Consider the following 14,225-nt stretch of genomic DNA (forward strand, 5'->3'; position numbering starts at 1 on the left):
ATAATACAGAAATTCCTCACTTAAATTTTTCAGAACAGGAAAATACGCATGATCTGAGAACCAAAAATCCACACTGCTACTTAAAGGTGAATATATTAATAACAAAGTGAACAGGCTTAGTACCAAGACATTAATTCCATGAAATTTGGTGGTTAAAAACTGTTTCACAATTACACCCTCTTAATATCTAACACTTGCGATATCTTTAGGCTTCTTTACGAAGTAAGTTTGCATTTTACGTGGGCTAATAAACCAAAAACCAGGTCCCTGCTTTACAGCTTTATGATGTGTCCCACGCCGATAGGCAAGATAAACGTATTTTGAGCAATAATTCGGATTTTCTTTACACAGATTACCCGTTATTTTATAACTCGGATTATGTTTCTTGTACATGTGGTGATACGCATAAGAAACCGCTTCTCTTCCGTATCTTTCGTTAGCTGGTCGACATCCTTTTCGTTTTTTGCTCCTGTTGCACTACCCGTTCCTAATAAGCTTTGTGTTGAATTGTTTGGCGTTGAATCGTTTAGTATCAAACTCAATTACCTTGAGTTGACAACATTTTTGTTTAGGGTACTTTTTATCAATGATTGTGCTGGTTATTCCTGTTGATGCTGGAGTAGCATTGGTATTAGAAGCAGGCGCAGCAGTATCATTAACGTCCGTCGGCGAAGCTGCAATAATAGTTACCAACGTTCCAACGCCATCAGTGTTGTGTTGGCTTGGCTAGGATTTTTTTACTAGCGCCATTATTATTGTTAACTACTTGTGTTGTTCTCCCATTCTTAACACTTCTATTATCTTTTATCTGTTTACTGGCTTTCTTAGAATTTGGGGTTTTCTTTTTAACAACAACATATACATCTTGCATTTTTGATCCCTTTTTAATACCATATTTTTTTTGAACATCGGCTTTTAATTTCTTTGTGCTTGGAACCTTTTGCTTCTTAATCAGCTTCTTTAACTGTTTTTGGCTTATGATCTTTACTTTTGCTTTATTCTTCTTTGTAATCTGAACGCTTGTCTTTTTTTTTCGACGATTTTTTTAGCATATACGTCGCCGTTTTGGGATTATCTCCGTTTGCGCTAGTAGTTTTCTTAGTTGACTGACTTTGCGGCTTGACAGCTGCTGGTTGCTTACCTGTTATTGTCGTTTTGGAAGCTGGCGTTATCTTGTGCGATGTTGGAATCCCGACTTTATTTACCTTTACTTCTGCTTTTATATCCGCTGCGACATTGTAATTTGAAAGCAAAAAGCTTCCGCTTAATGATAATGTAACTACTACCCCCATTAGTAGTGAAGCAAACTTTTTGGACATATAATGACTTCCCCTCGTTTTGATAAAGATATTACATAATGGTATTAATATCTTCAAATCTGTTATAGGCTAGCACCGTTCATCTGTCAATACTGACTGGTAATTTTATCCCCATTTATAATTAACATCATATTATATATTATGCTGGAAATGTGCTACATATTTTACATATGTAAGACTGATAAGCTATGCATATATCATGGGGAGTTGCATTTATTTACACAGGAATCTGTCAGCGCCACAAGGGAAATAGGTCTATTCTGAAAACGAGCAAAAATATGATTTGGTTTTTATTCCAGGCGGCAATAAGTCCAAAAATAAATCCCATTATTTTTTAGACACGGCATTGAATAACTGAGTTATCGCAAAACAGGTTTCTCTGGTTCTAATCTTTCACATCAAAATATTGATAAATGTGGCCACAACAGAAAATAATTCTGGTTACCCAAAAGTTCGAAAATGATTAATAAAATCCTGCATATAACTAAATCAGATTTCCAGGGCAAAATCTCCCGCCATCGCCTCAATTTGTTTTAAGCTAAGCATAGTTATTAACATGCATATTACGTTTGGAGGGATTTACAATGCCATTAATGCGAATCGATATGCTTAAAGGTCGAAGCCAAGCTGAAATCAAACAGGTTTTAGATATTTCCTATCACGTGATGCTGAAAGCATTTGGTGCTCCCGATGGTGATCGTTATCAAGTCGTCACGCAACATGAACCATATGAAATGCCGGTTCTGGATACCGGTTTGGGAATTAAAAGAACGGATAAAGTTATTATTTTCAACTTGGTCACCCGTCCACGAACCACTGAGTAAAAGCAACATTTTTATCAGGAACTGGTTAATCAACTTCATGAGCAGCTGGGCATGCGAAAAGAAGACGTTGTTGTCAGCCTGATCGTTAATAGTGATGAAGACTGGAGCTTTGGGCTGGGAAAAGCGCAATTTTTAACCGGTGAGCTCTGATAATACCAAATTAAATAAGCCAAGTATATCCCCGATAAAGTTCCGTGGAGTACTTGGCCTATTTTTCATTTAAAAGTTATTTTATTGTTCTTAGGATTAACATGCGGTTAAACGCGACTCTTCGCCAAATCTCTAAATCCAATGTCCTTTCGGTAATAAAAATCAGCGAGATTAATCTTGGCTAATTCTGCGTAAACCTTATCCTGAGCCGCCTGCAATGTTTTGGCATGATCAACAATCGTAAAAATACGACCGCCCGAACTGAATAGTTTTTGATTATCACTGGTTACACCGGCATAGTAAACGTTGTCCGGCAGTGCCGGCAGCGGGATATCCTGCTGCGGGGCTTTCGGATATCCTGGAGCTGCCACCACAACACCCAAGTAATAATCCGTTTCCTGCCATTGCATATCCGGTAATTTGTGATCAATCAAGTCAGTAATAACCTGGTAAAAATCACTCTTTAATTGCGGCAGCAGTACCTGGGTTTCAGGGTCTCCCAATCGAACGTTATATTCAATGACTTTAATACCATCGTCAGTCAGCATGCAGCCGATATAAATTGTCCCGGCAAATTCCAAGCCTTCGTTCTTAAGGCCGGCCATTGTTGGATCCACAACCGTCTTAATGGTTTCCGCCAATACTTCGTCCGTAATGTGGGGAACCGGTGAGTAAGCCCCCATGCCACCAGTATTCGGGCCCGTTTCGCCTTCATGGATTTTCTTATGGTCCTGAGAAATCGGCAGGATAACGCGTTTATCGCCACCCACAAACAACATCAGTGAGAATTCCTCGCCCGTTAGATATTGTTCAATCAAAATTTCACCGGACTTTTCCAATTCACTTCGAAGCAACGGGTTAACATCGGCCCGCTGGGTCACAATTGTGACACCCTTACCGGCCGCCAAACCGTTTTCTTTAACTACCAAAGGCAACGATTGTTTTTCAGCATAAGCAGCCGCCTTATCGTAATCCGTAAAGGTTTCAAAATCGGCAGTCGGAATACCATTTCGCTTCATAAAGCGTTTGGCAAACGTCTTGTCACTTTCCAGGCAGGCAGATGCCTGACCGGGACCGAAAACATTTAGGCCCCGCTTCTGAAGGGTATCAACTGCCCCCATTGCCAATGGGACTTCCGGACCGACAAAAGCCAGATCAATTTGATGGCTTTCAGAAAAGTCACCCAATTTTTTAAAATCGGTTTCGTCGATCGCTGCCAACTCAATCCCGTCTTTCTTCATCCCCGGATTACCAGGGGCACAATAAACATGGTCAACCTGAGGACTCTTTTTAAATGCTGCTGCAATTGCGTGTTCACGCGCACCTGATCCAATAACGAGAACGTTTGCCAATTTCAATCTCTCCTTTGTTTTGACTATGTAACCAAGGGGCGAAAAGCCGACTTGGTGATAACCGCTTTGCTCCGCACACTGTTTTAGGACTGCTCCGCTAACCACAAACCTGCATGTAAACTAACAGCCATCAAATTCCAGAATCAGGAATTTACTGCCTGTCAGCTTACACTCCGGTTTGTCCCAGGTTAGCTCCACACACTAATGTCTGAAGTGCCTTACTCCCGTTGTTACCATTGCGATGCCGTACTTATCAGCCATTGCAATTGAATCCTTATCCCGGATACTGCCGCCGGGTTGGATAATTGCTTTAATGTCGTGCTGAGCGGCATACTTCACGCAGTCATCCATTGGGAAGAAAGCATCCGAAGCCATAATTGCGTTTTCGTAACCATCTTTTGGCATTGCCTTTTGAATCGCAATCTTTGCTGAATCAATTCGGTTTGGCTGGCCCATGCCAACACCCAAGGTTTTGGTATCAGTGGTGACAACCACAGCATTACTTTTAACAAATTTCACAACGTGCTGACCAAATTGAAGCGCCTTTAATTGTTGCGCCGTTGGTTGGGTCTTGGTAACCACCTTGAAATCTGGAATTTGATCAACCTGATGATCAGATTCTTGAATCAACATCCCACCACTAACCGAGATCGTTTCAAACCGGTCCGGTTGATCGCGATGGCTCAAATCAGCCTGTAGTAACCGGATATTCTTCTTCTTAGCCAAAATCTTAAAGGCTTCATCGCTAAAGGATGGGGCAATCACAATTTCCAAGAAGATTTTGTGCATCTTTTCAGCTGTTTCGGCATCTACTTCCCGGTTAACGGCAACAATTCCACCAAAAATGGACATTGGATCAGATTCGTAGGCCTCATCCCAAGCCTGGCTGATTGTATCGGCAGTCCCGACACCGCACGGATTCATATGTTTCATAGCAACAACACACGGATCGTCAAATTCACTAACCATGTTCAATGCTGCATTGGCATCCTTAATGTTGTTGAATGAGAGTTCTTTTCCATGAAGTTGCTTGGTAATAATCGACAGCTTCGAAGGAATCGGGTTCCGGTAGAAAGCAGCCTTTTGGTGACTGTTTTCACCATACCGAAGGCTTTGTTGCTTCTCGTAGGTCAACGTTAATTGATCTGGAAATTCTTCTTCGGTTAAGTAATTTGAAATAATGGCATCATAAGCAGCTGTGTGTCTGAATACTTTGGCAGCCAAATGTTTTCTAAAGGCGTCATCATCACTATGAGCCTTCAAAGCATCAACAACCGGTTGATAATCTTGCGGATCAACAATCGTCAAAACACCGGCAAAGTTTTTGGCGGCTGCCCGCAGCATGGAAGGCCCACCAATATCGATTTGTTCAATCGCTTGGGCTTGCGTTGTTTCAGGCTTTTCAATTGTTTGTTTGAATGGATACAGATTGACTGCCACCAAATCAATCGGTGTAATACCGGCATCCTTTAATTGTTTCATATGGTCAGGGTCGTCACGTCTAGCCAACAAGCCGGCGTGAATCTTTGGGTGAAGGGTTTTTACCCGGCCATCCAGCATTTCCGGAAAACCAGTAACTTCTTCAACACCCGTTACTTCAACACCGCCCGCTTCAAGGGCCTTCTTGGTCCCACCAGTTGAAACAATTTCAAAGTCCAATTCTTTTAACTGTTTTGCAAAATCAACCAAATTAGTTTTGTCGGAAACACTTAACAGAGCTCTTCTAGCCATTATGATATTTCTCCTCTTTCTAATAGTTGTTTGACTACCTCTGGATATAATTGATGTTCGGTAGCGTGAATTCGCTGCTCAAGTTCACTCAGCTTATCATCTTTATACACCGGCACCGTGCGCTGGGCAATGACTTTTCCCGAATCAATGCCTGAATCCACCAGTGAATCGTCACACCGGTTTCGCTAACTCCCGCTTGGTAGGCATCTTCAATTCCGTGACGACCGGGAAACTTCGGCAATAATGCCGGATGAATATTAACAATTTTTCCTTCATACTTTGCCAATAACGTCGGTCCAATAATTCGCATATAGCCGGCCAACAGGATAAAACCAATTTCATTTTCCGCCAATTTTTCGGCGATCACCTTTTCGGCTGCGGCCTTGTCCGGATAATCCTTAAAATTAATTACGAACGTCGGCACACCTTCCTTTTTGGCCCGATTCAACACATTGGCCTTTCGGTGATCACAGACCAGCAGTTTCACGTTAATCGGCAGGCCCTCTTTTTTAAACGATTCACAAAGAGCGGTAAAATTAGTCCCCTCTCCCGAAGCAAAGATGGCAATGTTTTTAACGTTTGATTTCATAACGCGTCCTCTCGAATGACAACTTTTTTCGAACCGGTTACTAATTTACCAACCTGATAAACTGTCTCACCGGCCTTTTTCAGCTCAGCCATAACCTGCGATTTATCTGCCGGTCGAACAGCCAAAACCATTCCCAATCCTAAATTGAAAGTGTTGGTCATATCCTCAAATGACAATTGACCGATTGTCTGCAATTTTTTCATAATCGCCGGCATCTTCCAACTAGTTGAGTCAAACTCGGCATTCAAATCAGCCGGCAAAATCCGACCAACGTTTTCAATCAACCCACCGCCGGTAATGTGGGCAATTGATTGAATCAATCCCTGATCGATCAATGGTAAAACCGATTTGACATAAATCCGGGTTGGCCGCAGTAATTCGTGCTTTAAATCCAATTTGCATCCCGGCAGGCGATCATCCAACGAATAATGGTGCTGTTTAAACAAGATATCCCGTACCAAACTAAATCCATTGGAATGAAGGCCATTGGAAGCCAATCCCAGCAGAACGTCACCAGCCTGAAGATCGGTTGTTTTCAATAACTTGTCCTGATCCGCAATGCCGACGGTGAAACCGGCTAAATCGTAGTGACCGTGTTGATACATATCCGGCATTTCTGCTGTTTCACCGCCAACCAGCTTAGCGCCTGCTTGAGAAACCCCGTTAACCACACCGGTCAGAATTTCTTTGGCTTGAGTCTGATCCAGATGACCGATGCCCAGATAATCCAGGAAGAAAAGTGGTTTAGCTCCCTGTGCCAAGACATCATTAACACACATGGCCACCAGATCAATCCCGATTGTTTCGTGCAGGCCCGCCTGAATGGCGACTAATAGTTTGGTACCAACACCATCAGTTCCGGAAACCAGGACCGGCTTTTTATACTGGCCTAAAGCCAACGGAAACATGCCGCCAAAGGCTCCCAGCGCGTCATTATGGGATAATTTTTTAATTTCATCAACTAATTTATACCCGGCATTAATATCAACACCGGCCTTTTTGTAGGCATCCATTTTGATTTCCCTCTCATCTCATTTTGGCAGCGTGTAGTTGAGCTTGATCCCGATCGTACTCTTTTTGATAATCATAGAGTGGTGTTGGATACTTGCCATCGAAGTAGGCAACACACAGTCCCTTATTAGGCGCATTGGTTTTTAAATTAACCGCCTTGATCAAACTATCAACGCTCAAAAAGCCAAGTGAATCAGCATCAAAAATCTGTCGCATTTCTTCAATACTATGATTAGCGGCAATTAATTCACTAGCGTGCTGAATATCAATCCCATAAAAACACGGGTATCGCAACGGTGGTGAGGCAATCCGCAAATGAACGGAGGCCGCGCCGGCGTCCTTAAGCAATTTAACAATTCGCCGACTGGTTGTTCCCCGGACAATCGAATCATCTACCAGGACCACCCGTTTACCTTTGACAACACCTTTAACCGCGGACAGCTTCATATTAACACCCTGCTCACGAAGTTCCTGGGTTGGTTCAATAAACGTCCTAGCTGAATATTGGTTCTTGACCAGCCCCATCTCATAAGGTAGTCCGGCCGCTTCAGCGTATCCCATTGCCGCCGAAAGGGACGAATTCGGAACCCCGGTTACGATATCGGCATCAGCGGGCTGTTCCTTAGCTAACATGGCCCCCATGCGCTTACGGGCAGAATGAACGTTAACCCCGTAAATGTCGGAATCTGGTCGGGCAAAGTAGATAAATTCCATTGAGCAAATCGATAACTGCGTGTCATCGGTATACTGATCGATTGTGATACCAGTATCATCAATCTTAATTAACTGCCCCGGCTGAACATCAAATTTAAACTTGGCGCCGACAGCGTCCAATGCACAAGTTTCGCTGCAGACAACGTAAGCACCGTTGGGTAATTGACCGACAACTAATGGACGAAAGCCATTTGGATCAAGTGCCGCGTACAGCCGGTCTTTGGTAATAATCAAATAAGCAAATCCGCCCTTAATAATATTGAGCGCTTCTTTGACCTGACCATCCAAATCCGGTGCCTGACTGAGACGAATTAAATGCATCAGATTCTCGGTATCCGAGCTTGAATGATAGATGGCTCCCCGATCCTCCAACTGTTTTCGAATTGAAATGGCATTAGTCAGGTTACCATTATGGGCCAAAGCAAATTGCGTGTCGCTAAAATTAAATGGCAGCGGCTGAATATTTTCCAGCAGATTACTACCGGCCGTCGAATAGCGAACGTGACCAATTGCGGCGTCACCGTCCAAATTGGCAACAGCGTTGGGCGAATCAAAGACATCGGTTAAAAGTCCAAAGCCCCGCTTGGTTCGCAACTCACCATCATGATTAACAGTAATGCCGGCACCTTCTTGTCCCCGATGTTGAAGGGCAAACAAGCCGATGTATGTTAAACGGGCTGCGTCCGGTGTCCCCCAAACACCGAAAATACCACATTCCTCATTTAAACTTTTTACTTCAGACTGCATGGCAGTGCTCCCTTCCAAAGCTTGAAAGCTTCGTCGACGTCCAGATCAAAGTAGCCGTCAGCTGCAGAAACAAATAAATGGTTATCATCAGTTACTTTCCCTAGTCGAACAGCATTTTGACCCATTAACTTTTCAAAAGCTGCTTGGTTTTTCGGTGCGATTGAAACGACAAATCGGGATTGGCTTTCCGAGAAGAATTGCTTGACGTTCAAATCACTGGCGAAATCTACGCCCAGTAAATTGCCAAATGTGCTTTCAGCAATCGCTGTAATTAACCCACCCTCGGAAACATCATGGGCACTTTGAACCAAATCATTTTCAATGGCCTTGGTAACCAACTGTTGCATTTGAGCCTCATAATCCAAATCAAAGTCAAATAATTGACCGGAAATCCCACCAGTCTGCATTTTCTGGATTTGGGACCCGTTAAAGCCGGCTTCAGTTTTGCCAATCACATAAACCAAGTCACCGGCTTGCTTGAAGTCTTGCGTTGTAACATGCTTCAAGCCTTTAATCAGGCCAACCATCCCGACCATTGGTGTTGGATAAATCGGGACATTATCATACTCATTATTCAAAGAAACGTTACCGGAAATAACCGGCGTCTTGAATTTTTCACAAGCATCGCTCATCCCCATGACCGCCTGATCCAACTCATAGAATTGATCGGGCTTTTCCGGATTGCCAAAATTCAAGCAATCGGTAATGCCCAGTGGCACCGCGCCGGAAGCCACAATGTTTCTGGCAGCTTCAGCAACCGCCATTTGACCGCCGATTCTTGGATTCAAGTACAGGTAACGTCCATTCACATCGGTCGTAATTGCTAAAGCTTTATCATAATGGCGAACCCGCACAACTGCCGCATCCGATCCGGGAGCAACCACCGTGTTGGTTTGCACTTGGGTATCGTAGGTTTGATAAATGCTTTCCTTTGAAGCAATCGTCAGCTGCGTCAGCATTTGCTTCAATACCGCGGTTGGATTCTTAATAATCGGGTCAAATTGAGTTGGTTCAGCGGTCTTTAAGTGAGCCGGCATTTCTGATTCACGATGATAAACCGGGGCCTGCGAAGCCAATGAATCAACCGGTACATCGGCAACCAATTTACCGTGGTGCTGCAATTGATAGCGGTCGCCTTCAGTAACGTAGCCGATAACGACAGCGTCGACACCGTGGTCTGCGAAGACCTTTAAAACTTCATCTTCATGACCGGCCTTCACGCACAACAGCATTCTTTCCTGTGACTCCGACAGCATTAATTCAAACGGGGTCATGTTGGCTTCCCGCTGCGGTACCAGGTCCAAGTCAAGCAACATACCGTTACCGCCAGCTTTAGAACCCATTTCGGCTGATGATGAAACCAAACCGGCGGCCCCCATATCCTGAATCCCAATCAAAGATTCAGCATGGTTGTTAATAACGTCTAAGCAGGCTTCCATTACCAACTTTTCAGTAAACGGATCACCAACTTGAACCGCTGAACGTTGACTCTCGTGTTCTGAATCGAATTGGAAGGAGGCAAACGAAGCCCCGTTAATACCATCGCGACCGGTTTTAGCACCAACGTAGACAATACTGTTACCAACACCGGCTGCCGCGCCAACTTCGATCTTGTCCAAATCCATCAAGCCAACACACATAACGTTAACCAGTGGATTGTGTTCATAAGCATCATCGAAAGTCGTGTCGCCGCCAACGGTTGGCACACCGATACAGTTACCATAAGAACTGATTCCAGCTACAATCTGAGAAATAAAGTAACGGTCTTCATCGATCTTAGGGGCGCTGAAACGCAAACTGTCAAGACAGGCAATCGGTCGGGCCCCCATTGAAAAGATATCTCGCAGAATGCCGCCAACACCAGTGGTTGCGCCTTGGAATGGTTCAACTGCTGAAGGGTGATTATGGCTTTCAGCTTTAAAAACGACGCCTTGATTATCACCGATGTCGATGATACCGGCTCCTTCACCCGGACCTTTAACGACCCGGTCACCCTTGGTATAGAATTTTTTCAAAACCGGTTTGGAGTTCTTATATGAACAATGTTCACTCCACATCCCGGAGAAAAGGCCGACTTCAGTATAATTGGGCAGGCGATGAAGAACTTCGTCTTTAATCAAATGATATTCATGATCGGAAAGTCCCATTGACTGATAGAGCTTTTGATCCTTGATTTGTTCCGGTGTTGCTTCAACCGGCTGACTGATTACTTTATCCATGAGCGACTACCTCTCGACTTTTTGCATAGTTGACGATTGACTGAAAGATCCCAACGCCATCGCTGGAGCCCAAAATGTCTTCAACGGCTCTTTCCGGATGGGGCATCATGCCCAAAACGTTCCCGGCTTTATTGGTAATTCCGGCAATGTTGGCAACACTGCCGTTGGGGTTGTTGCGATATTTGAAAATAATCTGATCATTGGCAATTAACTGTTTCAACGTTTCTTGATCACAATAGTAATTGCCATCACCATGGGCAATTGGCAGATTAATAATTTGTGCGAGCTTAAACGTGCTTGAAAACATGGAATCAGCATTGTTCACAACCAGTGGCTCCGGCTTACAAATGAACTTGGCTGAAACATTTTTTTGCAGGCTGCCTGGCAACAAACCGGCCTCCGTTAAAATCTGAAATCCATTGCAGATTCCCAGAACCGGTTTACCGCTTTTGGCAAACTCCCGTAAAGCCGGAATAATTGGTGAAAAGCGGGCAATCGCGCCACTGCGAAGATAGTCACCGTATGAAAAACCGCCGGGAATTAAAACAGCGTCAAATCCTGCCAACGAATCTTTCTTATAAGAAACCAACTCGACTTCTTCCTTCATAATGTCTTGAATCGCGTAGTACAGATCCATTTCACAGTTGGAACCTGGGAACGCAAGGATTGCAAATTTCATTGAGCAGCCTCCGTTTCAACAATTTCATAGTGATAATTTTCCATGTTGTAGTTTGCCAGCATTTTGTCACAAATCTCATTAATTTCTTTATCCAAATCACCTTTGGAAATGCCATCGGCAACCGTGATTTCAAAATATTTCCCAAGTTTCAGATCATCAATATTGTCATAACCCAATCGGCCGAGCGCCTTTTGAATGGCCTGCGCTTCAGGATTTAAAATTGATTTTTTATAGTTAACGTATACTTTTACCAAAGCCATTATTGAACATCCTCCACTTTTTCCAAACGACCAAGCAGTTCCTTATAGACCGGTACTAAAGCACCCAAACCTTTTCTGAAAACATCTTTATCCAATGACTTCTTTGTCTTTCGATCAATCAACCGGCAGCTGTCAGGCGAAATTTCATCTGCCAAGATCAACTGGCCATCGCTGGTTGTTCCGAACTCAACTTTGAAATCGACCAAATCAACGGCCATTTCAGCAAAAATTTCTTTTAAACGGTCATTGACTTTTAACGCAATTTCCCGAATCCGATTCATTTGATCTTCTGTTGCGACTTTTAATGCTTCAGCATCGAAATCGTTGATGAAAGGATCGTTTAATTCATCACTCTTGTAGAAGAATTCGGTAACCGGCTTCTCAAATTTCATTAAGTGTTTAACACCATAACGCTTTTCAAAACTACCGGAAGCAAAGTTGCGGACAACCGTTTCCAATGGAATAATCTTAACCCGCTTAACCAGCTGATTATTAGTATCCAATTGCTTGATAAAATGATTTTCAATACCATGCTTGGCCAAATCAGTAAAAATCAATGATGAAATCTCACAGTTGGTTTGACCTTTTCCCTGCATTTGAACTTTTTTCTTACCATTGAATGCTGTTACCTGATCCATATAGTGAACCCACATGATATCCGGATCATTGGTTGTAAACATTTCCTTAGCCTTGCCTTTATACAGTAAATCCTTCTTTTCAATATCTGCGATTTCAGTCATTTTAATTTTCTCCCTTTAACATGTCGGTTGATTTCAGTAACTGGTCAATATCATTGCCTAAAACGTCACGTGACCCATTTTGCGTTGAGGCCGAATTTCCGCTTTGCCATAATCATGAAAATGCCATTCCGAATGCTCTTTCAATAGATTTCTGGCAAGCGTTAAGTCTTCACCAAGCAGGTTGCGCATAACTGCCGGTTCTTTTTGCGTAATTTGTGGAATCGGCAGACCGCAGATGCTTCGAATATGTGCTTCAAACTGAGAAATATTGCAGGCCTCAATGGTATAGTGGCCTGAATTATGTGGCGCGGTGCCAATTCGTTAACCATCAAGTCCTGATCATCGATAACAAATAATTCGATACCCAAAACACCGTATAAATCAAGTTTGTTAGCAATAATTTCCGCATAATCATGGGCTTTTTGATGAATGGTTTTTGAAAATCGTCCCGGTGCGATGGTTGTATGAAGGATATGGTTTTTATGTCGATTTTCAACTAACGGGAAAGTAATGACCTGCCCGTTAACATCCCGGGTTACCATTACCGAAGCTTCAGCAATGAATTCCTGCCGAGCTTCAAGGATACACTGGGCTTTGGTATAGAGTTCGGCAGCCTGCTTCACGTCCCGGGGATTATTGATATCTATTTGACCATGACCATCATAGCCACCCGAAACTGTCTTTAAGATAGCGGGATAGCCAACTTTTTCAACGGCCGCATTCATGGAAGCCGCATCTGTGACCGCCGCGAATTCAGTGACCGGAATACCGGCATCTTTTAGGAAGCTTTTCTCATTTAACCGTTCACCGGTAATGTGAAGCAGCTCAACTCCTTGCGGTAATTCGGCAACTTTTTTAGCCTTTAATAAAGCCTGTTCGTCAACATTTTCAAATTCATACGTCAAAACATCACTCTTGTCGGCAAGTTTCATCAGTGAGTCAACGTCGTCATATTCGGCAACGATTTGAAAGTCGGCAACCTGGCCAGCCGGCGCCTGTGGTGTTGGATCAAGAATGCCAACTTTATAACCCATTGACTTGGCAATCAATGCCATCATTTGCCCCAATTGACCGCCGCCAACAATGCCAATCGTTGCTGGTGGTAAAATCTGCTTAATCGAATTGCTGCTCACTGTTTTTGGCCTCCACTCGTTGTTTCTGCTTCAAATCTAAAAGTTTTTGCTGAATTGATTGGTTATCAACGCCCAAAATCTGAGCAGCCAGTAAAGCGGCGTTCTTAGCACCGGACTCACCGATACTAACGGTGGCAACCGGTGCACCAAATGGCATTTGGACAATCGAAAGCAATGAATCAACACCATTTAATGTTCGGGTTTTGATTGGTACCCCGATGACTGGCAATGTCGTATTAGCAGCGATCATCCCCGGTAAATGAGCAGCGCCACCGGCACCGGCAATAATGACTTTCAGCCCTTTATCCCGTGCGGTTTTACCGAATTCCTGGAGTTCATCAGGCATACGATGTGCTGATATTACGTGCTTTTCATACGCAATCCCCAAGTTATCCAATTGCTGACATGCCAATTTCATTGTCGGCCAATCCGAGATTGATCCCATTGCAACGCCAACGACGTTTGCCATCATAACCACTCACCTTTTAAATTATTTTGTGTCTAAATAATACTTAACATTGATGCGTAAGTCAATACCCAAAGTTCGTGTTTTACTGTATAATTTCAATAAAAAGTTTACATTATATGTGATTGTTCGGAAAAAATAGATAAAATTACCTCGTTTGACATTCCTTTAACGATTTGAATAACTCCGACGCTATGTTAACGGAAAATGCGAACTGGTTTTGTAACATTAATTTAATTGTTCGTATTTTGCAAGTATCCCAAGCTTCATCAAATTTTCATCTAGAAGTTC

Annotated in this window: 12 protein-coding genes and 4 pseudogenes; 1 reads left to right on the forward strand and 15 read right to left on the reverse strand. The window is 43.3% G+C overall.

Translation table 11 applies throughout. The features are described 5' to 3' along the window. Positions 1 to 180 precede the first annotated feature (180 nt). The 4 genes and pseudogenes from JCM14108_RS16290 to JCM14108_RS09850 form a co-directional block, all read right to left on the reverse strand. Positions 181 to 426: pseudogene (locus JCM14108_RS16290) on the reverse strand (hypothetical protein); the annotation flags it as partial. A gap of 51 nt (positions 427 to 477) precedes the next feature. Then, positions 478 to 693: a hypothetical protein gene (locus JCM14108_RS09845; RefSeq protein ID WP_035180589.1), complete on the reverse strand. Its 216-nt coding sequence runs from the start codon at positions 691 to 693 to the stop codon at positions 478 to 480. A gap of 13 nt (positions 694 to 706) precedes the next feature. Then, a complete protein-coding gene (locus tag JCM14108_RS14695; RefSeq protein WP_160168511.1) occupies positions 707 to 871 on the reverse strand; it encodes a hypothetical protein in 165 nt (54 codons plus the stop codon). Positions 872 to 995: 124 nt separating this feature from the next. Further along, positions 996 to 1,319: a hypothetical protein gene (locus tag JCM14108_RS09850; RefSeq protein WP_035180590.1), complete on the reverse strand. Its 324-nt coding sequence runs from the start codon at positions 1,317 to 1,319 to the stop codon at positions 996 to 998. Between the two features lie 584 nt (positions 1,320 to 1,903). Between JCM14108_RS09850 and JCM14108_RS09855 the strand changes: the two are divergent. Further along, a pseudogene (locus JCM14108_RS09855) lies at positions 1,904 to 2,293 on the forward strand (tautomerase family protein). Between the two features lie 107 nt (positions 2,294 to 2,400). On the opposite strand, the gene purD reads toward JCM14108_RS09855, so the two are convergent. The 11 genes and pseudogenes from purD to purE all read right to left on the reverse strand — a co-directional run bounded on the left by purD (position 2,401) and on the right by purE (position 13,937). Beyond that, positions 2,401 to 3,645: a phosphoribosylamine--glycine ligase gene (gene purD, locus JCM14108_RS09860; protein WP_035180593.1), complete on the reverse strand. Its 1,245-nt coding sequence runs from the start codon at positions 3,643 to 3,645 to the stop codon at positions 2,401 to 2,403. Positions 3,646 to 3,846: 201 nt separating this feature from the next. Beyond that, positions 3,847 to 5,376 (reverse strand): bifunctional phosphoribosylaminoimidazolecarboxamide formyltransferase/IMP cyclohydrolase, encoded by a 1,530-nt coding sequence (gene purH / locus JCM14108_RS09865; RefSeq protein WP_035180594.1) that lies wholly within the window; start codon positions 5,374 to 5,376, stop codon positions 3,847 to 3,849. Further along, positions 5,376 to 5,965, reverse strand: a pseudogene (gene purN, locus JCM14108_RS09870) (phosphoribosylglycinamide formyltransferase). Before purN ends, purH begins: the two are co-directional and overlap by 1 nt. Further along, positions 5,962 to 6,978 carry a phosphoribosylformylglycinamidine cyclo-ligase gene (purM, locus tag JCM14108_RS09875; RefSeq protein WP_035180595.1) on the reverse strand — a complete coding sequence of 339 codons (1,017 nt, stop codon included), beginning with the start codon at positions 6,976 to 6,978 and terminating at the stop codon, positions 5,962 to 5,964. Before purM ends, purN begins: the two are co-directional and overlap by 4 nt. Before the next feature lie 13 nt (positions 6,979 to 6,991). Continuing rightward, positions 6,992 to 8,437 carry an amidophosphoribosyltransferase gene (purF, locus tag JCM14108_RS09880; protein ID WP_035180597.1) on the reverse strand — a complete coding sequence of 482 codons (1,446 nt, stop codon included), beginning with the start codon at positions 8,435 to 8,437 and terminating at the stop codon, positions 6,992 to 6,994. Next, positions 8,422 to 10,656, reverse strand: a complete 2,235-nt coding sequence (purL, locus tag JCM14108_RS09885; protein WP_035180598.1) for a phosphoribosylformylglycinamidine synthase subunit PurL — start codon at positions 10,654 to 10,656, stop codon at positions 8,422 to 8,424. The genes purF and purL overlap by 16 nt, the downstream gene beginning before the upstream one ends. After that, positions 10,649 to 11,335 carry a phosphoribosylformylglycinamidine synthase subunit PurQ gene (gene purQ / locus JCM14108_RS09890; protein WP_035180599.1) on the reverse strand — a complete coding sequence of 229 codons (687 nt, stop codon included), beginning with the start codon at positions 11,333 to 11,335 and terminating at the stop codon, positions 10,649 to 10,651. Before purQ ends, purL begins: the two co-directional genes overlap by 8 nt. Further along, positions 11,332 to 11,595, reverse strand: coding sequence for a phosphoribosylformylglycinamidine synthase subunit PurS (purS, locus tag JCM14108_RS09895; protein WP_035180601.1), 264 nt, complete (start codon positions 11,593 to 11,595; stop codon positions 11,332 to 11,334). Before purS ends, purQ begins: the two co-directional genes overlap by 4 nt. Further along, the gene (purC, locus tag JCM14108_RS09900; RefSeq protein ID WP_035180603.1) at positions 11,595 to 12,335 is read right to left on the reverse strand and encodes a phosphoribosylaminoimidazolesuccinocarboxamide synthase; all 741 of its coding nucleotides are present in this window, start codon (positions 12,333 to 12,335) and stop codon (positions 11,595 to 11,597) included. The genes purS and purC overlap by 1 nt, the downstream gene beginning before the upstream one ends. A gap of 1 nt (position 12,336) precedes the next feature. Beyond that, positions 12,337 to 13,468: pseudogene (gene purK / locus JCM14108_RS09905) on the reverse strand (5-(carboxyamino)imidazole ribonucleotide synthase). After that, the gene (gene purE / locus JCM14108_RS09910) at positions 13,449 to 13,937 is read right to left on the reverse strand and encodes a 5-(carboxyamino)imidazole ribonucleotide mutase (RefSeq protein ID WP_035180624.1); all 489 of its coding nucleotides are present in this window, start codon (positions 13,935 to 13,937) and stop codon (positions 13,449 to 13,451) included. Before purE ends, purK begins: the two are co-directional and overlap by 20 nt. Between the last annotated feature and the right edge of the window lie 288 nt (positions 13,938 to 14,225).

The sequence above is a fragment of the Lentilactobacillus farraginis DSM 18382 = JCM 14108 genome (assembly GCF_000583655.1).
GTDB lineage: Bacteria > Bacillota > Bacilli > Lactobacillales > Lactobacillaceae > Lentilactobacillus > Lentilactobacillus farraginis.